This is a genomic window from Actinomycetes bacterium (assembly GCA_035506535.1).
Lineage (GTDB): Bacteria > Actinomycetota > Actinomycetes > DATJPE01 > DATJPE01 > DATJPE01.
In genome coordinates, this window is sequence record DATJPE010000016.1 from 1 (window position 1) to 20,262 (window position 20,262).

General features: G+C 73.1%; 20 protein-coding genes. 5 read left to right on the forward strand and 15 right to left on the reverse strand.

Annotation, left to right across the window (positions count from 1 at the left end; genetic code table 11):
- The 4 genes from VMI11_02465 to VMI11_02480 form a co-directional block, all read right to left on the reverse strand.
- Positions 1-201, reverse strand: a 201-nt coding sequence (locus VMI11_02465; GenBank protein HTY71267.1) for an OAM dimerization domain-containing protein, incomplete at its 3' end; no start/stop codon positions are given.
- Positions 198-1,760, reverse strand: coding sequence for a lysine 5,6-aminomutase subunit alpha (locus tag VMI11_02470; GenBank protein HTY71268.1), 1,563 nt, complete (start codon positions 1,758-1,760; stop codon positions 198-200). The genes VMI11_02465 and VMI11_02470, both read right to left, overlap by 4 nt.
- Position 1,761: 1 nt before the next feature.
- Positions 1,762-3,282, reverse strand: coding sequence for an amidohydrolase family protein (locus tag VMI11_02475; protein HTY71269.1), 1,521 nt, complete (start codon positions 3,280-3,282; stop codon positions 1,762-1,764).
- The gene (locus tag VMI11_02480; GenBank protein ID HTY71270.1) at positions 3,279-4,331 is read right to left on the reverse strand and encodes a hypothetical protein; all 1,053 of its coding nucleotides are present in this window, start codon (positions 4,329-4,331) and stop codon (positions 3,279-3,281) included. Before VMI11_02480 ends, VMI11_02475 begins: the two co-directional genes overlap by 4 nt.
- A 105-nt stretch (positions 4,332-4,436) precedes the next feature.
- On the opposite strand from VMI11_02480, the gene VMI11_02485 reads away from it, so the two are divergent.
- Positions 4,437-5,852 carry a lysine 2,3-aminomutase gene (locus VMI11_02485; protein ID HTY71271.1) on the forward strand — a complete coding sequence of 472 codons (1,416 nt, stop codon included), beginning with the start codon at positions 4,437-4,439 and terminating at the stop codon, positions 5,850-5,852.
- Positions 5,853-5,895: 43 nt separating this feature from the next.
- Here the strand turns inward: VMI11_02485 and VMI11_02490 are convergent, their stop codons facing one another.
- Together VMI11_02490 and VMI11_02495 are read right to left on the reverse strand one after the other, a co-directional pair.
- Positions 5,896-6,333 (reverse strand): AsnC family transcriptional regulator, encoded by a 438-nt coding sequence (locus VMI11_02490; protein HTY71272.1) that lies wholly within the window; start codon positions 6,331-6,333, stop codon positions 5,896-5,898.
- 85 nt (positions 6,334-6,418) lie between these two features.
- On the reverse strand, positions 6,419-7,537 hold the full coding sequence (locus tag VMI11_02495) for a Xaa-Pro peptidase family protein (protein HTY71273.1): 1,119 nt from the start codon (positions 7,535-7,537) through the stop codon (positions 6,419-6,421).
- 51 nt (positions 7,538-7,588) lie between these two features.
- Between VMI11_02495 and VMI11_02500 the strand changes: the two genes are divergently transcribed.
- Genes VMI11_02500 through VMI11_02515 form a run of 4 tightly spaced genes read left to right on the forward strand, consistent with a single transcriptional unit; the run spans position 7,589 to position 10,414 of the window.
- Positions 7,589-7,945, forward strand: coding sequence for a hypothetical protein (locus tag VMI11_02500; protein ID HTY71274.1), 357 nt, complete (start codon positions 7,589-7,591; stop codon positions 7,943-7,945).
- Between the two features lie 27 nt (positions 7,946-7,972).
- Positions 7,973-9,106 carry an FAD/NAD(P)-binding oxidoreductase gene (locus VMI11_02505; protein HTY71275.1) on the forward strand — a complete coding sequence of 378 codons (1,134 nt, stop codon included), beginning with the start codon at positions 7,973-7,975 and terminating at the stop codon, positions 9,104-9,106.
- Positions 9,107-9,147: 41 nt separating this feature from the next.
- On the forward strand, positions 9,148-9,492 hold the full coding sequence (locus VMI11_02510; protein ID HTY71276.1) for a Rieske 2Fe-2S domain-containing protein: 345 nt from the start codon (positions 9,148-9,150) through the stop codon (positions 9,490-9,492).
- Position 9,493: 1 nt separating this feature from the next.
- Positions 9,494-10,414 carry a 5'-3' exonuclease gene (locus tag VMI11_02515; GenBank protein HTY71277.1) on the forward strand — a complete coding sequence of 307 codons (921 nt, stop codon included), beginning with the start codon at positions 9,494-9,496 and terminating at the stop codon, positions 10,412-10,414.
- A 10-nt stretch (positions 10,415-10,424) separates the two neighbouring features.
- Here the strand turns inward: VMI11_02515 and VMI11_02520 are convergent, their stop codons facing one another.
- The 9 genes from VMI11_02520 to VMI11_02560 all read right to left on the reverse strand — a co-directional run.
- On the reverse strand, positions 10,425-11,807 hold the full coding sequence (locus VMI11_02520; protein HTY71278.1) for a hypothetical protein: 1,383 nt from the start codon (positions 11,805-11,807) through the stop codon (positions 10,425-10,427).
- 71 nt (positions 11,808-11,878) lie between these two features.
- A complete protein-coding gene (locus VMI11_02525; protein ID HTY71279.1) occupies positions 11,879-14,533 on the reverse strand; it encodes a DEAD/DEAH box helicase in 2,655 nt (884 codons plus the stop codon).
- Positions 14,534-14,576: 43 nt separating this feature from the next.
- Positions 14,577-15,473 carry a diacylglycerol kinase gene (locus VMI11_02530; protein ID HTY71280.1) on the reverse strand — a complete coding sequence of 299 codons (897 nt, stop codon included), beginning with the start codon at positions 15,471-15,473 and terminating at the stop codon, positions 14,577-14,579.
- Positions 15,470-16,942, reverse strand: coding sequence for a sucrose phosphorylase (gene gtfA / locus VMI11_02535; protein HTY71281.1), 1,473 nt, complete (start codon positions 16,940-16,942; stop codon positions 15,470-15,472). Before gtfA ends, VMI11_02530 begins: the two co-directional genes overlap by 4 nt.
- Before the next feature lie 55 nt (positions 16,943-16,997).
- Entirely contained in the window at positions 16,998-17,876 is an 879-nt protein-coding gene (gene tatC / locus VMI11_02540) for a twin-arginine translocase subunit TatC (protein HTY71282.1), read from the reverse strand.
- A 13-nt stretch (positions 17,877-17,889) separates the two neighbouring features.
- Positions 17,890-18,207: a Sec-independent protein translocase subunit TatA gene (gene tatA, locus VMI11_02545; GenBank protein ID HTY71283.1), complete on the reverse strand. Its 318-nt coding sequence runs from the start codon at positions 18,205-18,207 to the stop codon at positions 17,890-17,892.
- 92 nt (positions 18,208-18,299) lie between these two features.
- A complete protein-coding gene (locus VMI11_02550) occupies positions 18,300-18,635 on the reverse strand; it encodes a hypothetical protein (protein HTY71284.1) in 336 nt (111 codons plus the stop codon).
- Between the two features lie 123 nt (positions 18,636-18,758).
- Positions 18,759-19,733 (reverse strand): WYL domain-containing protein, encoded by a 975-nt coding sequence (locus VMI11_02555; GenBank protein HTY71285.1) that lies wholly within the window; start codon positions 19,731-19,733, stop codon positions 18,759-18,761.
- Positions 19,733-20,262: WYL domain-containing protein (locus tag VMI11_02560; protein HTY71286.1), on the reverse strand; the 530-nt coding region annotated here is incomplete at its 5' end. The genes VMI11_02560 and VMI11_02555, both read right to left, overlap by 1 nt.

Sequence of the window (20,262 nt, forward strand, 5' to 3'; positions counted from 1 at the left end):
GAAGAACGTGAAGTCCGGCCCCATCGCCTTGGCGTGGACGACCAGGGCCGGGTCGATGCCCATCCGGTTCGCGAGCTGGACCGCGGCGCCCTCGGCGCGCCGGTCGTGCGGCAGCGGGAGCGTGAACGACACCTGCACCATGCCGTCGCCGGTCGTGTCGCCGTAGGGGCGGATCACCTTCTTGGTGGGCTCCTTGGTCATCGACCCTCCTCCAACAGGTCGACGGCCGGGTTGACGTAGCCCACGGCGCGACGGAAGACCCCGTCGAGTCCCTTGCCCCGGTCGGCGGGCCGCTTCATGAGACCGAACGTGCCGTCGGCGATGGCCTCCAGCAAGGTGTCGTCCACGATCGCCTCGAGCAGCTCCACGGCCTCGTCGAGGACCTGACGGGCGCGCGTCTGGATGAAGCCGTCGTGTGGTGGGTGGAAGTCCTCGACGAGGCCGCCAGCGGCGTCGAGCACGTACCGGACATTCTGCAGCGCGAGGTCCCGGTCGGAGAGCCAGGGCGTGACGACGGCCTCGGTCATCATCCCGACCAGGAGGATCCCCTGGCCGGTCAGGGCTCCCGCCAGGTTGAAGAAGCCGTCGAGCAGGTAGCCGCGGAAGATGTCCCCGGTCATGTGCTTGGTCGGCGGCATCCACTTGAGCGGCGCGGTGGGGAAGAGGGTCCGCGCGAGCAGCGCGTGGGCGAGCTCGAGGCGGAACGAGTCCGGGATCGCAGGGTTGATCTCGAAGGCGTGCCCGAGGCCGAGCTGCCAGTCCTCGAGCCCCGCCTCCTTCGCGAAGTACTCGTTGAGCAGCTGGCTCACCGTCACCGTGTGCGCCGCCTCGACGGCGTCGGCGGTGGTCAGGTAGTTGTCCTCGCCGGTGTTGATGACGATGCCGGCGCGCGCGTGGATCTGGCGGGAGAAGCGCTGGTCGACGAAGGTCCGGATCGGGTTGATGTCGCGGAAGAGGATCCCGTACATCGAGTCGTTGAGCATCATGTCGAGCCGCTCGAGCCCGGCGAGGGTAGCGATCTCGGGCATGCACAGCCCGGAGGCGTAGTTCGTCAGGCGGACGTAGCGGCCGAGCTCGCGCGAGACGTCGTCGAGCGCGGCCCGCATGATGCGGAAGTTCTCCTGCGTGGCGTAGGTCCCCGCATAGCCCTCGCGCGTCGCGCCCTCGGGCACGTAGTCGAGCAGCGACTGGCCGGTCGAGCGGATCACGGCGATGACGTCTGCGCCCTCGCGCGCGGCGGCCTGCGCCTGCGGGACGTCCTCGTAGATGTCCCCGGTCGCCACGATGAGGTAGATCCACGGCCGGCGGGGCGCGTCCCCGATGCGCGCGATCATCCGCTCGCGCTGCGCCCGGTTGCGGTCGATGCGGGCGATCCCCTTGGCGACGGCGGAGCGAGCGGTACGCGCGGCCGCGGTCGCCGCCCGGCCCTCGGGTACGCGAAAGCGCACCGAGCCGGCGCCGGCCTTCTGGGCCAGCGTCAGCAGGTCGTCGGCCTCCCTGCGCCGCAGGGCGTCCCACACCGGTAGGGCGACCCCGTGCTCGAGGCCCACCTCGTCCCGGACGCTGTCGGCCAGGCGATTCACCCACGGGATCCCCTCGGCGTCGGCCCCCGACAGGCCGGCCAGGCGCAGCACCGCGCGCTCGACGGAGACCGTGGTGTGGGTGCGGGCCAGCTTCACGACCGGTGCTCCCGCACGGCGGGCCAGGCTGCGAGCCCGACGTAGCGTGGCGGCGTCGAGCTGCAGGCGCTTCGCGCTCACCTCATCGATCCTTCCAGACGGTTCGGCCTGCCACGATCGTGCGCAGGCACAACGGGATCGGACTCCCCGCGTCGAGCGCGGGCAACCCCGGCTCGGTCACGTCCCAGACCGCGAGGTGGGCCTGGCGCCCGGGCTCGAGCACCCCCGCGTCGTCGACCCCCGCGGCGTACCACCCGCCGACGGTGTGCGCGGCGAAGGCACGGTCCACGTCGATGCGGTGCTGCGGGCTGCGATGGTGGACGGCGGCTCGCACCGCCTCCCAGCCACCGAGCGGCGTCACCGGCGCGTCGGAGCCGAGCGCCAAGGCGAGCCCTGCGCCGTCCATCGTCGCGAACGGGTTGAGCTCTGCGGCCCGCTGCGGGCCGAGCCGGGTGGCGTACATCCCGGCGTCCCCGCCCCACAGCTCGTCGAAGACCGGCTGCACGGACGCCACCACACCCAGCGCCGCGAGGCGGGTGACCAGCCCGGCGTCGAGCATCTCGGCGTGCTCGACCCGGTGCCGTGCCGCTCGCAGAGCCGGAACGCCCACGACCGCCGCGGCCGACTCGAGCCCCTCGGTCACGGCCGCGAGGGCGGCGTCGCCGATGGCGTGGAAGCCCGCCTGGAGGCCGGCCCGGGTGCACGCCACGACGTGCTCGGCGATCTCCTCCACGCTGACGTACGCCGCCCCGGTGCCGTCGGCGTCGGCGTACGGCTCGCGCAGCCAGGCGGTGTGCGAGCCCAGGGCGCCGTCGACGAACAGGTCGCCCGCGGCGCCCCTCGCGCCGACCGACAGGGCACGGACGACCCCGCCGGAGGAGGCGAGCTCGCCCCAGTAGCCCGTCACCGCCGGGCCGGGCGAGCTCGCGGCCAGCTCGAGCAGGGCGGTGAGGTCGTCCACCCCGGAGATCCGCGGGCCGGCGCACTCGTGGACCGAGGCGATCCCGAGGGACGCGGCCCGGTCCAGCGTCGTGCGCTGGGCGGCCGACCGCTGCGACTCGGTGACCGCGGCCAGGGCGGCGGCGCGGACCGCGTGGTGGGCCTCACGCGTGAGCGGTCCGTCCGGGTCGTAGCCGTCGAGCCGCGCCAGCTGCGGCACCAGCGCCCGAAGCGCCGAGGACGCGGCGGCGGAGTGCACGTCGATGCGCGCGAGGTAGCTCGGCCGGCCGCCGGCCGCCCGGTCCACCTCCGTACGCGTCGGCGCCTGACCATCCGGCCAGCGCGACTCGTCCCACCCGTGCCCGAGGACGACGGCCGCCCGGCTGCCTCGTACGTACGTCGCGACGGCGTCGAGCGCTTCGGCCAGCGAGTGCGTCGCCGTGAGGTCGAGGCCGTCCAGCGCCAGCCCGGTGGCGGTCGCGTGCACGTGCGCGTCCACGAACGCGGGGGTGACCAGGCAGCCCGCCAGGTCCACCACCTCGTCGGCGTCGGGCAGCGGGTCGCTGCCGACCCAGGCCACGCGGTCGTCGGCGAGCAGCACCGCGCTCGCGTCGGGCCGTCCCGGGCTGAGCACGTGGCCGTCGCGCAGCAGCAGCGTGGTCATGCGGCCAGGCGGGCGTCGAAGAGCCGGCGCACCGCCGGGTCCTCGCGGAACAGGTCGAGGGCCAGCTGCGCGTGTCCAGGGGTGTAGCCGTTGCCGATCAGCATCGTGACGGCGGAGGCGAGCCCCTCCGCCCCGAGGGCGGCCGCCGTGAACGACGTGGCCATGGAGAAGAAGATCACGGTGCCGCGCACCGGGTCGGTGGACAGGATCGCGCCGTGCTCGCAGCCGGGCACGTCGACGCAGACGACCGTGATGTCCGCCGGCTCACCGAGCGCCGCGGTGATCGCGTCCGAGAGGGCGACCGGGTCTCGGGCATCGGCCACCGCGACGGCTTCGACCAGCCCGCTGGCCTCGAGCAGGGCCGCTTCGTTCCCGTTCGGGACCACGCCGACGCGTCGCCGGGCCCCGAAGCGGCGGGCGGCCGCCAGCGAGAGAGAGCCGCTCTTGCCGGCGCCGCCGAGCACGGCCACCGACGGCGGCCGCCCGGCGGAGACGTACTCGCCGACCACCCGCGCGGTCAGGGCCGGCGCACCGGCCACGTCCATGACGGCGATGGCGAGCTCATCGGGCAGGTCGTCCGGCAGCACGGTCGCGATGGAGCGGCCGAACAGGATCGCGCTGCCCTCGCACGGGACCTGCTCCGAAGCCGCGTCCCAGCGGCTCAGCCCGTCGGTGATGCGCAGCGGGGTCAGGGACAGGGAGACCAGGGTCGCCACCCGCTCCCCCGGCCGCAGGCCGAGCGGGGACTCGGGCCCCACCTCGTCGACCACTCCGACCAGCATGCCGCCGCTGCCGGTGACCGGGTTCTGCATCTTGCCCCGCTCCTCGACGATGGCGAGGACCTCGCGGCGCAGCGCGTCGCGGTCGGCACCGTGCTTGTCGGCCAGCTGGCGGAAGCTGGCGGCGTCGAGGTTGAGCCGCTCGACGCGGATCCGGACCTCGTCCGGGCCCACCGCGGGGTCCGGGTCCAGGCGCCAGGCGGCCTGGGGCAGGACACCGACCGGTTCGAGCACCCGGCGCAGGCCGACGGAGGCGGACGTCGTCGTCATGGCCGTGATCGTCCCACATCTGGCACGGCGATCCGGCCAGTCGACGGGAAGACATCCCGCGAAGGAGTACGCTTGCGGGAGGATCTCCCGCTATCCTCGGGGTCCATGATGCCTTCGTCCGCGGATCAGCCGTACGTCTACCGTCGCCGGGAGCCGCGGGAGCCGGACTGGACCCGCTTCCCGGGCTGGGCCGAGGTCAGCACGCAGCAGTGGCGCGACGTGCAGTGGCAGCGCTCGCACTGCGTGAAGACCATCAAGCAGCTCCACGCGGTGGTCGGCGACCTGCTGGACGAGGGCTTCTACGCCGACCTGGAGCGCGACCAGGCCGAGCGGGCGACGATGTCGATGCTCGTCCCACCCCAGATGCTCAACACGATGGTCCCGGCGTCCCACGACGCCGGTGCGCCGACGGCCGCGGCCTTCACCGCGGCGTTCTACGCCGACCCGGTCCGCCGCTACATGCTGCCGGTGCTGTCGGACCGGCGTACCGACTGGCCGTCCCACCCCTACGCCACACGCGACTCCCTGCACGAGCACGACATGTGGGTGGCGGAGGGCCTCACGCACCGCTACCCGACCAAGGTGCTCGCCGAGCTGCTGCCGACGTGCCCGCAGTACTGCGGGCACTGCACGCGGATGGACCTGGTCGGCAACTCCACGCCACAGGTGGCCAAGCTGAAGTTCGGCCTCAAACCGGTGGACCGCTACGACGCGATGATCGACTACCTGCGGCGAACCCCCGGCGTCCGCGACGTGGTCGTCTCCGGAGGGGACGTCGCGAACCTGCCGTGGCGCCAGCTGGAGGCCTTCGTCGACCGGCTGCTCGACATCGAGAACATCCGCGACATCCGGCTGGCCACGAAGGCCCTCATGGCGCTCCCGCAGCACTGGCTGCAGGACGAGGTACGGACCGGGATGACGCGCATCGCCAACCGAGCGCGCGCCCAGGGCGTCTCGGTGGCGATCCACACCCACGTCAACGCGGCCCAGCAGGTCACGCCGCTGGTGGCCGAGGCCACCGCCGCGATGCTCGAGGCGGGCGTGCGCGACGTGCGCAACCAGGGCGTGCTCATGCGCGGGGTCAACACGACGACCGACGCCCTGCTCGACCTGTCCTTCGCGCTGCTCGACGGCGCGGGGATCATGCCCTACTACTTCTACCTCTGCGACATGATCCCCAACGCGGAGCACTGGCGGACCTCCGTCGCCCACGCCCAGCAGCTCCAGCACGGGATCATGGGCTACCTGCCCGGCTTCGCCACGCCGCGGATCGTGTGCGACGTACCGTTCGTCGGCAAGCGCTGGGTGCACCAGCTCGAGTCCTACGACCGCGTGCGGGGCATCTCGTACTGGACGAAGAACTACCGCACGTCGATCGAGGCGACCGACCCCGACGCGCTCAACCGCACGTACCCGTACTACGACCCGATCGACACGCTGCCGGTGGAGGGCCAGCAGTGGTGGGCCGAGCACGCGGGCGACGCCGCCCAGGTGGGTCGGCCGGTGCTCGTCACGACCTGACGTCCCGAAGTTCCGACGGGCGCCGGTCCCCGAGGCGCTCGGGTCAGCCGGTCGGGCGGCCCTCGAAGAAGGTGGTCAGCACGATCGTGGTGCGGGTGGACACGTTCGCGGTGGCCCGGATCCTCGCGAGCAGGTCCTCCAGCGCGACCGGTGAGGCCACCCGGACCTTGAGGACGTAGGACTCCAGCCCCGCCACAGAGTGGCAGGCCTCGATCTCACTCACGCCGGCGAGGCGGTCCGGGGCGTCGTCGGGGGCCGAGGGGTCCAGCGGGATGATCGAGACGAAGGCGGTCAGCGGGAGCCCCAGCGCCTCGGCGTCGACCACAGCCGAGTAGCCGCGGATGACCCCGCGCTCCTCCAGCCGCTTGACTCGTTGGTGCACCGCCGAGGTGGACAGGCCGGTCGCCTTGCCGAGCTCGGTGTACGACATGCGGCCGTCACCCTGCAGGAGCCGGACGATCTGTCGGTCGAGGTCCTCCACGGGCAGGAAGGTAGTGGTCGGACGCCGGATCACGCGCAAAGTGTCCAGACCGTGACCCAACCGGCGGATGCGGCGGGCTTCGGGGTCAGGCCTCCAGCCGGACCAGCTCGCGGGGGCGCACGTTGAGCCGCTCGATGGCGGAGCCGTCCTCGGTGACCACCACGATGTCCTCGATGCGGGCGCCGAAGCGCCCCTCGAGATAGATCCCGGGCTCGATGGAGAAGGCCATCCCGGGCTCGAGCAGCTCGGTGTTGCCCGCGACGATGTACGGCTCTTCGTGGGTGGACAGGCCGATCCCGTGCCCCGTCCGGTGCACGAAGGCGGGGCCGTACCCGCCGTCGGCGATCACGTCGCGGGCCGCGGCGTCGACCGACTCGGCGCTGACCCCCGCCCGGGCCCACCGGCAGGCCGCGTCCTGGGCGTCCTGCAGCACGGCGTAGAACGCCGACACCTCCTCGGCCGGCTCGCCGAGGACATAGGTGCGCGTCTCGTCGCTGCAGTAGCCCTCGGGGGTGGTCCCGCCGATGTCGACCACGACGACGTCGCCCGGCTGGACCACCCGGTCGGAGACCTCGTGGTGCGGGCTGGCGCCGTTGGGTCCCGACCCCACGATGACGAAGTCCACGCTCGCGTGCCCGGCGGCCAGGATCGCCTCGGCGATGTCCGTGCCGATCTCTCGCTCGGTACGTCCGGCCCGAAGCCACTCCCCCATCCGCGCGTGCACGGAGTCGATCGCCGCCCCGGCACGGCGAAGCGCGTCCACCTCCTCCGGCGTCTTGCGCATCCGCAGCTCCCGCAGCACCGGGCCCGCCAGGTGCTGCTCCACCTCCGGCATCGCGCGCCGGAAGGCGAGCACCTTCTCCGCCCACATGTGGTCGTCGAGCGCGACCCGCGAGGCACCGGGCACGAGCCCGGCGACGAGTGCGTAGGGGTCCTCGGTCTCCTCCCAGGTGCGGATCTCGACCCCGGCCGCGCCCAGCGGCGAGGCCGCGGCGGCGGAGCGCTCGAGACGCGGGACGACCACCACCGGGTCGGCGTCCGGGCGCACGACCAGGCAGGTCAGCCGTTCCAGGGGCAGCGCCTCGTAGCCGGCGAGGTAGCGAAGGTCCGGGCCGGGTGAGATGAGCAGGGCGTCCAGACCGGCGGCGGCCGTGGCGGTGCGCGCCCGGTCGAGCCGGCCGAGGTCGACGAGGAGCCTGGTCACGGGGCCACTGTAGGTCCGGGCCGCGTCCGGCCGTCACGTACTGTTTCAGGCGTGGCGTGGCGGCGAGCGGTGTCGGCGGTTGCGGTGGCCGGGGCGGGCTGCGTGCTGACCCTCGCCGGATGCAGCGGTGGCGGGGGCGGCGCCTCGTCGACGGCCACGTCGACGGTGGACCCCAGCTGTGTGGCGCCGCGCGCGAGCTCCTCGGCGTACAGCAGCGCGGTCCAGCGCCAGCAGCGGCTGTCCGCCGCGGCGCAGAGCGCGGGGAACACGACCGACAACGACGTGGCCCGGGCCAGGCAGGGCCAGCTGCAGCAGGCGTGGGCGGCGTTCATCCTCGCCCACCAGAGCTGCTTCGACGCCGACACCGTCGCGGCGGCCAAGGAGTACCAGACCGGACCCGGCGGCTGACCGGGCTGCGTGGATAGGGTCCCGGCCATGCGCGTCCTGGTGCTGGGAGCCGGCTTCGGTGGCCTCGAGCTGTCGGCGCGGCTCTCCGACGCGCTCGGCGAGGACGCCGACGTCGTGCTCGTCGACCGCTCCGACGGCTTCGTCTTCGGCTTCGCCAAGCTGGACGTGATGTTCGGGCGCCGAGCCCCCGCCGATGCCGTGCACCGCTACGACCGGCTGGTGCGCCCGGGGGTGCGGTTCGTCCGGACGACCGTACGGGCCATCGACCCGGCGAGGCGCAGCGTGGAGACCGATGCCGGCCGCTTCGAGGGCGACGTGCTCGTCGTCGCGCTCGGGGCCGAGGTGGACCCCGCTGCAACACCCGGCCTTGTCGAGGGCGGCCACGAGTTCTACTCCGTCGAGGGCGCCTTCGCCCTGAGGGAGGTGCTCGCGGGCCACCCCGGCGGCGACGTCGTCGTGGGTGTGACGTCGACGCCGTTCAAGTGCCCGCCGGCGCCCAGCGAGACCGCCCTCCTCCTGCACGACCACCTCAGCGCGTCGGGGCTGCGAGACAGCTCGTCGATCACGCTCGTCATGCCCTTCGGTACGCCGATCCCGCCATCACCGGCCGCCTCCGCCGCGGTGCTCCACGCCTTCGAGGAACGGGGCATCCGGTTCGTGCCCGACCTCCTGGTCGCGGCGCTGGACGCTGACCGCCGGGTCGCCGTCCTCAGCGACGGCTCCGAACTGGCCTACGAACTGTTCCTCGGCGTCCCCGTGCACCGCGCCCCCGCGGTGGTGCTGGAGAGCGGGCTCGCCCAGGACGGCTGGGTCCCGGTGGACCCGCAGACGCTCGAGACCCGCTTCCCGGGCGTCTACGCCGTGGGCGACGTCACCAGTGTCGGAACCCCGAAGGCCGGCGTCTTCGCCGAGGGAGCCGCCGCCGTCGTGGCCGAGCGCCTGATCGCGCAGGCTCGGGGAGTCGCCACGTCGGCGACGTACGACGGACGCGGGACCTGCTACGTCGAGTTCGGCGCCGAACGGGTCGCGAAGGTCGACGTCACGTTCCTGCACGGGCCCCCGTCGGGCCTTTTCGAGGGGCCCTCGGCCGACCTGGCCGTCGACAAGGTCGCCTTCGGCACCACCCGGGTCGCTCACTGGTTCGGGACCCGCGGGCCGTAAGGCCCTGGGCACCGCCGGTGCCGTGGTGGGATCGTGGGCGCATGACCCAGGAAGCGGGCCCCCTGACCGATTTCGCCGACGGAGCAGTGAAGGGGGTGGACTCCTACGTCGTCGGCCTGAGCGCCGGCCAGCCCTTCGCCCTGTCGCGGCGCTGCCGGCACCTGCGAGCGGACCTCGCCGGCGGGCACGTGGACGCGGAGGGATGCCTGGTCTGCCCCTGGCACGAGGCGCGCTACGACACGACGACCGGGCGAATGGTCGGCGGGCCGCAGGGCTTCTACGCCAAGGTCCCGGGACTCGGGTGGGCGTTCAAGACCCTCACCGCCGCGCTGCCGCTGAAGCGAGGCCGGGCCAGCGTGCGCGACGGGTCGGTGTTCGTGGACTGACATGCCGCCTCGCCCCCAGAAGCTGCTCCTGCTCGACACCGCCTCGCTGTACTTCCGAGCGTTCTACGGCGTTCCGGACTCGGTGACCGCGCCCGACGGCACGCCGGTCAACGCGGTCCGCGGCCTCCTGGACTTCATCGCGCGCCTCGTCGCCGACCACGAGCCGACCCACCTCGTGGCCGCGATGGATGCCGACTGGCGCCCGGCCTTCCGGGTGGCGCTGCTGCCGACGTACAAGGCGCATCGTGTCGGTGACCCGAGGACCGACGCGGAGGACGTACCGCCGGCGCTGCTCCCCCAGGTTCCCGTGATCGAACAGGTCCTCGACGCGGTGGGGATCGCGCGGATCGGCGTCGCGGGGTACGAGGCGGACGACGTCATCGGGACGCTCGCCTCGGCCGCGGACAGCCCGGTGGACGTGGTGACGGGCGACCGTGACCTCTTCCAGCTGGTCGACGACGGTCGGGGCGTGCGGGTCCTCTACACCGCGCGCGGGATCGGCCGCCTCGAGGTGGTCGACGACGTCCGCGTCCGGGAGAAGTACGGCGTCCCGGCAGCCGCCTACGCCGACTTCGCGACGCTGCGCGGCGACCCGTCCGACGGCCTGCCCGGCGTACCCGGAGTGGGCGAGAAGACGGCCGCCGGGCTGCTCGGACGCTGGGGATCCCTCGACGCGTTGCTGGCCGCGCTGGACGACCCCGACGCCGACGTCGGCGCGAGGGCGAAGCTGCAGGCGGCGCGCGACTACCTGGCCGTCGCGCCGACGGTTGTCCGCGTCGCGCGCGACGTACCGCTGCCGGCGTACGACGCCACGCTGCCGACCTCACCCGCGGACCCCGAGGCGCTCGTCGAGCTCAGCACCCGCTGGGGTCTCGACTCCCCGCTGAACCGCCTGCTCGCGGTGCTGGCCGCGCTCGCGTGAGTGGGGCGCGTCAGGGGGTCGGCGTCCAGGCGGCCACCTTCGCGTTCTGGACGACGACCAGCTGACCGTCGACCCACTCCGCGGCCGCACCCGGTCCGGCCACGGTGGAGTCGGACGAGATCCGCTGCCACAGCCCGGACACCGGGTCGTAGACCGCCCCCCTGGGCGCGCCCGGCTTGCCACCCGCGCCGACGGCGCGGCCCCAGACGACGAGGGTGTTGCCGGTCCAGGCGGCCACCGGCCCGCTCAGTGCCGCGATCGGAGAGGCGGGCAGGCTCTCCCAGGCGTTCTGGCTCGGGACGTAGAGATAGCCGCCGGGCAGCTGCGTCACCTTCCCCTTGGTGATGTTCGTGCCGCCGTAGAACAGCCACTGGGTCCCGTTCCACGATGCTCCCGGGTTCACCGCGCTGACGCCGGCGGGAGCGGCGGCGATGGGCTGCCAGAGGTGGGTGTTGGTGCTGTACCAGTAGCCGTCGCCGAGAGTCTTGGCGTTGCCGTCCCACAGCGCGGCAGCGGGATTCGTGCTCTTCGCGCTCACGTCGCTGACGCCGCCCCAGACGACGAGCTGGTAACCAGTCCATGTGTACGCCGGCGCGATCCGCGACCCACCCGGCAGCCGCTGCGGCTTGGTCGCCGACTTGGATCCGTAGTCGACCCAGGTGCCCTTGCCGGGGACCTTTCCCGGCGTGAACTCCATGGTCGTGATGCCCGTGGAGTGACCCTTGACGTGGGTGTTGTTGGCACCGAAGACCACGACGACCTGCCCGGTCCAGACGGCGCCGAGCCGCTGCTGCGGATTGACGCCCTTGGCCGACGCTGCGGTGACGCCCATGGCCGGGATCTGGGTCCACGTCCCCCTGCGTGGGTTGAACTCCCAGCTGAGGTTGTCGGTGTCGTACGCGCCCACCCGCAGCTTCTGCACCCCGGTCTTGTAGGTGACGTTGGTGTGCTTGGTGAAGCCACCGAAGACGAGCATGTCGGTGCCGTCCCAGACGCGGGCGAACGGGGTCCGTGGCGGCTGGCCCTTGGGACCCTGCGCGTAGGTCTTCCAGCTCCCGGTCGTGGTGTCGTAGACGTAGACGGTCCACGGGTTGAGGCCCCCCGACCCAGCCGGCCCGGCGATGATCCACCGGTCCGCGAACAGCACGAACCCGTTCGTCGGGCCCGGCGCCGAGGGCAGCGCCTTCCACGTCCCGGGACCGCCGATCTGGGCGACCGAGGCGAGGTCGGACTGCGACGCCTGCGGGCTGGACGAGGCGTGGCGGGTGCCGACGATGAGGCCGGCGACCACGACGACGGCGATCAGGAGGACGACTCCCACGATCACCAGCCCGCGGCGGCCCGGAGGCGGCGGGGCGGGCTCGGTCTGCGGGGGCAGCTGCATGACGTCCACGGGTGTCCACGGTACGTGCGCCGCCCGCGGGCGCCATCCGCCGAGCGGACGGATTCCCCCGTGTCGCTGGCTCACCCCACGGAGGAGTAGGCCACCACGCCGCGCCGCAGGGCACCGACCGCGGCCAGCGCCGAGACGCGCAGGGCGCCGCCGCTCGCCTCGACGACCTGGTCGAGCAGGTCCAGCAGCTGGCGGATCCAGCGCACGAAGTCGCCGGCGCTGAGGTCCACCTCCGAGAGCACGGTGTCCAGCCGGGCGCCCGTGGCCCAGCGCCACGCGGCCCAGGCGAAGCCGAGGTCGGGCTCGCGCAGGAAGGAGAGGCGGTGCTGCTGCTCGAGGGCGTCGAGGGAGCCCCACTCGCGGACCATGTCCGCGAGGACCTCCCGCACCCGTCCCGACGGGAGTCGCGGCGGGGCGTCGTCGTCGGGGTGCCGGGACTCATAGACCAGGGTCGACAGGCAGGCCGCGAGCTCGGCGGGGGCGAGGTCCGCCCAGAGTCCGAGGCGCAGGCACTCGGCGGCGAGCAGGTCGAGCTCGCAGTACAGCCTCGCCAGCCGCCGGCCGTCCTCGCTCACCACGTCGCCCTGCAGGTAGCCGAGCGCCTCGAGGACCTCGCAGACCCGGTCGAACTCGCGCGCGATGGTGTGCGTGCGCGACTCGACGCGGTGCCGCAGCGACTCGGTCTCCCGCGCCAGGCGGTGGTAACGCTCACCCCAGCGCGCGTGGTGCTCCCGCTCCGAGCAGCCGTGGCACGGGTGGTGCTTGAGCGCGCGTCGCAGGCGCTGGATCTCTGCGTCCTCCCCCACGCCGGCGCTCGACCGCCGGTGGCCGTCGGCCCTGTCGGGGACGCGGGTGCGCAGCGTCGCGGCCAGGTCGCGCCGGCTCTGGGGGCTGCGCGGGTTGAAGCTCTTCGGGATCCGCAGCCGCTCCAACGCCTCCACCGGGGAGGGGAAGTCGGTGATGGACAGCCGGCGGACCTGTCGCTCGGAGGTGAGCACGGTCGGGCGGGGGTCCGCCCCGCTGGACAGCCCCGGGTCGAGCACGACGGCCCACCCGGCGTTGCGCCCGGCCGGTACCCGGATGACGTCACCCACCTTGAGGGCCTCCAGCGCCTGGGTGGCGCTGGCCCGTCGCAGGGCCGCCCCCTGGCGGGCCACCTGCGCCTCACGGTCCTTCAGCGCCCTGCGCAGCGCGGCGTACTCCTCGAAGTCACCGAGGTGGCAGGTCATCGCCTCGCGGTAGCCCTCGAGCGCCTGCTCGTTGCGCCGCACCTGCCGCGTCAGGCCGACCACGGCACGGTCGGCCTGGAACTGCGCGAAGGACTGCTCGAGGATGTCGCGGGCAGCAGCCCGGCCGACGCGCGCCACCAGGTTGACCGCCATGTTGTAGCTCGGCCGGAAGGAGGAGCGCAGCGGGTAGGTCCGCGTGGAGGCGAGGCCGGCCACCGCGCGCGGCTCCAGCCCCGGCTGCCACAGCACCACGGCGTGGCCCTCGACGTCGATCCCCCGCCGGCCGGCACGCCCGGTGAGCTGGGTGTACTCCCCCGGCGTCACGTCGGCGTGGGTCTCCCCGTTCCACTTGCTCAGTCGCTCGAGGACCACCGAGCGCGCCGGCATGTTGATGCCGAGCGCCAGGGTCTCGGTGGCGAACACGACGTGGACCAGGCCCTGGACGAACAGCTCCTCGACGACCTCCTTGAAGGTCGGCAGCAGGCCGGCGTGGTGGGCGGCGATCCCGCGTTCGAGTCCCTCCAGCCACTCGTGGAAGCCGAGGACGGCGAGATCCTCCTCCGGGATGTCGGCGCACCGGCGCTCGACGTGCTCGCGAACCAGCTCCCGCTCGGCGTTGGTCAGCAGCCGAAGGCCGCTGCGCAGGCACTGCAGGACCGCGGCGTCGCACCCGGCCCGGCTGAACACGAAGACGATCGCCGGCAGCAGCCCCGCCCGGTCGAGGCGCTCGACCACGTCGACCCGGCTCGGCGCCTCCGGGCCGCGTCGCCGCCGATCGCCTCGACCCGGCCGGCGGTCGCCCACGCGGGCGTAGCGCTGCTCGTCGCGCGCGAGACGGACCAGCTCCGGGCTCACCTGCTCCTGCTCGTCATCGACGAACAGGTCGAGCAGCCGTGTGCCCACCATGACGTGCTGCCAGAGCGGGACCGGGCGATGCTCCTCGACCACGACGGCGGTGTCGCCCCGGACCTCCCCCAGCCACTCGCCGAACTCCTCGGCGTTGCTCACCGTCGCCGACAGCGATACCAGCCGTACGTCCTCCGGCAGGTGCAGGATCACCTCCTCCCATACCGCGCCGCGGAAGCGGTCGGAGAGATAGTGCACCTCGTCCATGACCACGTAGCCGAGCTCGCGCAGCGTCGGGGACCCCGCGTAGAGCATGTTGCGCAGGACCTCGGTGGTCATGACGACGACAGGCGCGTCGCCGTTGATCGAGTTGTCCCCGGTGAGCAGGCCGACGCGATGCGCCCCGTGGACGCGCACGAGGTCGGCGTACTTCTGGTTCGACAGCGCCTTGATCGGCGTCGTGTAGAAGCACTTGCGGCCGACCGCCAGGGCGAGGTGGACGGCGAACTCCCCGACGAGGGTCTTGCCCGAACCGGTCGGCGCGGCGACGAGGACGCTGCGGCCCTCCTCGAGGGCCCGGCAGGCCTCCTCCTGGAACGGGTCGAGCCCGAACGGGTAGCCCTCGCGGAACTCACCGAGCTCCGCGACCATGCCCCGACCCTATGTCGGGTCCCAGCGTGATCGGGCCCCGACCCTAGGTCGGGTCCCAGCTCAGGACACGCAGCGCCCCCGGCACGCACGTCGCGGTCACGGGGAGCGCTCCGATCCGCTCCCCGTCCGCGTACGCGACCGCGCCGGGGGCCTCCAGGCGCACCTCACGCCCGACGAGCACGTCGACCGCGGGGTGGTCCACGTGCGTGCCCTTGTAGACGCGGGGGAAGACCCGCAGGAACTCCACCTTGGACAGCCGGCGCAGCACGGTGACGTGCAGCAGGCCGTCGTCGAGCACCGCGCCCGGGGTCACCTTCATGCCCCCGCCGTAGGAGGTGTTGTTGCCGACCGCCGTGAGCATCGCCTCGACCTCGGTCTCGGCGCCGTCGACGGTGACGCGGAACGGCAGCGGCTTGAAGACACCGAGCTCGGCCATGATCGCGATGTTGTAGCGGCTGCGGCCGCGGGGCCAGCGCATCCGGTTGGCCCGCTCGTTGACCGCGGAGTCGAAGCCGGAGGACATGACGCCGGCGTACCAGCGCTTGCCCACGACCGAGTCGGTGAGCACCGCGTCGATGTCCGTGGGGGTCCAGCGGGCGATGACCTGCGCGGCGGCCGCCGGGTCGTGCGCCGGGATCCCGAGGGCGGTCGCGAAGTCGTTCCCCGTCCCGGTGGGCACCATGCCGAGCGGTACGCCGGTCCCGGCCACGCACTGCACCCCGATGTGGACCATGCCGTCGCCGCCGGCCACCACGAGGGCGTCGACACCGCCGGCGACCGCCTCGCGCGCCAGGCGTACGGCGTCCTCGGCGTCCGCACCCTCGAGCAGGCGAACCCCGAGGCCCTCCTGCCGCAGCCGGTCCGCAGCGAGGCGGCCCTCGCGGGCGCCTCGTCCCCCGCCGGACGTGGGGTTGACCAGGAGCGCGACGGAGCGGCTCACGGCAGCGAACCGAGGTCGGCGGTGCGGATCTCCCCCGCCTCGGTCCAGGTGAGGCCCGCCCACCCGGTGGTGACGTCGGCGTCGAGGGCGCAGCGCTCGTTGCCGAGCTGCCACTCCAGGCGCAGCGTCGTCGGTGTCCCCGAGACCGAGCACGTCCCGGCGAAGGCGGGATGGGCGTTGCGGAAGCGGATCAGCCGGGTCAACGACTCCACGACCGGGCGCCGCAGCTGCTCCTCGATCTCGGCCCGCGTGTAGTGGTGGCGGTTGACATCGCGTCCCACGTGGGTCCGCGCGAGCAGGTCCGTGTCGTTGGTGCCGGCCAGGAGCCCCACGTAGTAGACCTGCGGCACCCCGGGCGCGAAGAACTGCAGCGCCCGGGCGAGCAGGTAGCGGGCGTCGTCGCCGCCGAGGGCGTCGTAGAAGGTGCAGTTGACCTGGTAGAGGTCGACGTTGGAGGCGGCCGAGCCGGTCGCGGCCCGGGAGGTCCCCCCGGAGTTGTCGTGGATCGCCTCCACCAGGTCGTGGATCTGCTGTGGCGTCAGCAGGCCGGCCTGAGCGGGGTCCAAGGGGTCCGCGCCCACGTCGATGACGCCGATGCCGTCGTGGGTGTCGAGGACCGTGACGGTGTTGGTCGGCCGGATCCGCATCCAGGACAGCAAGGGCAGGGCGTCGCCGGCGGTGAGCGCGTGCAGCACCAGAGGGGGCAGGGCGAAGTCGTAGACGAGGTCGACCTGGCGGGCGATCTCGACCTGGCGCTGGAAATAGGAGTGCACCTCGACGAGGACCTCGAGGTGCCGCGACCGGCACCACCCGGTGATCTCGTCGATGAAGGCGAAGGTCTCCGGTGTCATGAACGAGGTGTTGCCAGGGGTCTTGACCGCGTAGCCGACCGCGTCGAGGCGCACGCTGCTGACGCGGGCCTCGGCCAGCCGGTCCAGGACGCGTGCGAGGTAGGCGCGGGTGACCTCGGAGCGGATGTCGATGTCGACCTGTTGCGCGGTGAAGGTGGTCCAGACGAGCCGTTTCGTGCCGTCGGCGAGGGTGTACGGCGTGAACGGGACGCCGGGGCGGGGCCGGTAGAGCTTGAGCAGGTCCTCCTCGCGAGCCCCGTCGGGGAAGGTCCGGCCGAGGGTGAGGAACATCCCGTCGAACTCCGACGCGGCGCCCTTCGCCAGCCAGTCCTTGAACTGCGGGCTCGAGGAGGAGACGTGGTTGACGATGACGTCGACCATCACCTCGAAGTCCTCGGCGATGGCACGTACGTCGTCCCAGGTGCCGAGCCGAGGATCGACCTCGGTGTGGTCCTCGGGGTCGAACCCGGCGTCCGCGCCGTCGAAGGGCCGGAAGAACGGCAGGATGTGCACGCCCCCGAACAGACCGCGAAGCGGGCCGGTCAGGACTGCGCGCAGCCCGGGCAGGTCGCCTCCGAGCCGGTCGGCGTAGGTGATCAGCTCCACCTGGTTGCGCACGTGTCGTCCTTCCTGCGGCCGGGTGGCGGCCATTCTGGCGGACGGCGCGCGCTGGTCAGGTCAGGTCGGAGTAGTCGGCACGGTCGAGCGGCTCGGGCTCGGGGAGCGGGGAGGTCTCGTCGTCGTCCCACTGGGCGTAGCCCTCCGTGGTCTCCCGCCGCCGGCGGCGCCGGTCGTTGAGGGAGGCGATCCCCATCGCCCCGAACACCAGGCCGAGGATCGGGAAGGCGAGCAGCGACAGGTTCACCGGGTCACCGGTCGGGGTCGCGATCGCCGCGAAGAGGAACACGCCGAACAGGATCTGGCGCCACCACCCCCACAGGCGCCGGCTGGGCAGGATGCCGACGGCGTTGAGGGCGACGACGAAGACCGGTAGGACGAAGCCGAGCCCGAAGAACAGCGAGATCTGGATGACGAAGGAGATGTACTGGTCCAGCTTGATGATGTTCGTCGTGTCCTTGGGCGTGAACCCGGCCAGCACCCCGACGCCCTTCGGGAGCACGTAGTACGCGAACGCCACGCCGGCCAGGAACAGCGGCGTCGCGGACCCGACGAAAGCGAGGGCGTGGCGGCGCTCGTTTCGGCGCAGCCCCGGCGTGACGAAGCGCCAGAGCTCGAACAGCCACACCGGCGCGGCCAGGATGATCCCGATGATGCAGGAGATCTTGATCTGCAGGGTGAAGGCGGTCGCCACCCCGCCGATGATCGAGAGCTGGACGTCGTGGCCCTGAGCCCGCGCGCTCTGGATGGCCTTGATGGCCGGCCGCTCCAGGAAGGTCAGGATCCGGTCGTAGAACGCGTACGCCAGCACGGCGAAGACCACGACCGCGGCCATCGAGACGAACAACCGGGTGCGCAGCTCGCCCAGGTGCTCGGCGAGCGTCATCCGCCCCTCGGGGTCGGATCGACGCCGCCCGCGGCGGGGCAGCTTCACCGCGGTGAGGCGATCAGTGCTCCCCGCCCTCGGGGGCCTGCTGCGCGGGCTGGGCCTGCGGAGCCGGTGCCGGGGCGGGAGGGGTCGGCGCGGGTGCCTGCTGCGCCTGCGGCAGCACCTGCGGCTGCGGCGGGGCCGGCGGCGGTGCCTGCTGGACCGTGGTCGTCGGGGCGGCCGCCTCGTCGTCGGTCAGGCCGCGGGTCTCCGCCTTGAAGATGCGCAGCGAGCGGCCGAGGCCACGGGCCGCGTCGGGAAGCCGCTTGGCCCCGAACAGCAGCACAATCAGCACGATGAGGATGATCCCCTCGGGACCCCTCAGGCCATCGAGCATCGTCTCGCACCTCTCGCCAGCCGCAGCCGCTGGGGCCGAGGACGGGTGGCAGTCACGTCAGAGTTCGATGCTACCTCGCGCCGCGACCCGGATCAGGACGGCGACAGCAGCGGTTCCACGGCGCCGACGACGGTGTGGTGGTCGGTCAGCCACAGGGCGAAGTCCAGCAGGTCGTCGTAGCTGATCCGCGGACCGCGGTGCTCCTCCAGCGCCTCGGCCGGGATGTGCCAGCGCTGGACCTTCACCCCGCCGGAGACGAGCAGCGCGACGACCTCCTCGTCGGCCGGCTTCTTGACCTCGTCGGTGCACTTGGGGCAGTCGAAGGCGTAGGTGGACCACTCGGAGCGCGTGCACACGACCAGGCGCAGGTCGCCGGGTTTGAGATCGACGTCCCCGCAGGTCGGGCACGAAGCCTTGATCGTGGTCATGACGCCCTCCGCGTTCCCCCTGGAATTCCCGCCCGGACTCCTTGCGAGTCCTTCCCTGGGGGCATCGGCCGCACGCGGACCGACCTTGACCGCTGGCCGCATCAGCCGTTCGGGCGACTTTGCTCAGCCGTACCTCTTCAGGGCCTGCCCCGCGGCCTCACGGACCTGCTCGGCGAGGTCGACCGGCTCGACGACCCGGGCGCGCCCGCCCAGGCGGAGCACCAGCCGCCTGGCCCACGCCAGGTCCGGCGTGCGCAGCACCACCCGCAGGCCGCCGTCGGCCAGCTCGGTCGCGCTCTCGACTGGGTGGTAGTCCACGACCCAGCGGGCGTCCGCGGCGAGGTCGACGACGACGAGGTGGTCGTGCTCCCCGGCCCGCCAGGGCTCGCCCGGGCGTGGCAGCTCGGCGGGCTCCGCGACGGGAGGGCTCGCCGGCGTGTCGAGCACCACCGCCTCGTGGACGCGGTCGAGCCGGAAGGTCCGCATCGCGTCGGTCAGGTGGCACCAGCCCTGCAGGTACGTGCGCTCGCCGAGGACGACGAGCGCCACGGGGTCGACGTCACGCTGGGTGAGCTCGTCGCGGGCGGGCACCCAGTAGGCCAGGTGCAGCCGCCGCCGCGTCTCCAGCGCCCTGCGGACGGCGTCGATGACCTCGGGGTGCGTCGGCTCTTCGACCGGCCCGGCGGGGGCGTTCAGCGGGAGGACGCCGCGTGCGGGAAGCGTCCCGAGGGCGTCCTCGATCTTGGCGAGCGCGCTGCGCGCTGCCTCGGTGGGTACCCCGGGGGCGAGCGCGAGCAGGCGCAGCCCGACGAGGAGGCTGACCGCCTCGTCCAGGCGCAGGCGCAGCGGGCGGTCGACGGCCTGGGGGTCCAGGACCGTGATGGACTCGCCCCAGTAGTCGATGTCGATGCTGGCCAGGGAGTCCCGCCCGACCTCCGCGCACACGGCGAGGTCGAGGTCGGACTCCAGCTGCTCGACGGTGATGCCAAACGCGGCGGCCGCATCCTGCTTGCGCACCCCCGGCCGGGCCCGAAGCCACGGGACCAGGGTCAGGACCCGCGCGAGCTGCTCGGCCGCTCCCCCACCACCGGCAGCCATCAGAGATCCCCCACCAGGGCCTGCAGCGCCGCCACGACCGCGCCCTTCAGCGCTGCGGGTTCCACCGCGACCACGTCGTCGCCGTGCTCGAGCACCCGCTGGGCGAGACGGTCCAGGTCGGTGTAGGCGATCCGCACCCGGTCGTAGCCGGCGGTGTCCGGCTCCACGGAGGTCGCGCGGTCGCGCAGCTCATGCCCCCGGCCGGAGCGGACCAGCAACGTGGCCTCGCCCGACTGTCCCGAACCGGGCTCGGCCACCAGCGAGGCCACGTCGGCCTCCGGGGGGACCTGGTAGGCGCCGTCGGGCCCCGAGGCCACGACCGGCCCGACGATGCGGTCGAGGCGGAAGGCGCGGGGCTCGCCGCGGTCCAGGTCGTGCCCCACGACGTACCAGCGCCCGCGCCGGGCCACCAGGCCCCAGGGCTGCAGGTGCCGGGCAAGCGGGGTGGTCGTGCCGGCTCGACGGTGCTCGAAGCGGACCGCGCGGCGCCGGGCGGCCGCCTCGGCCAGCGGCCCGTACGCCTGCTCGC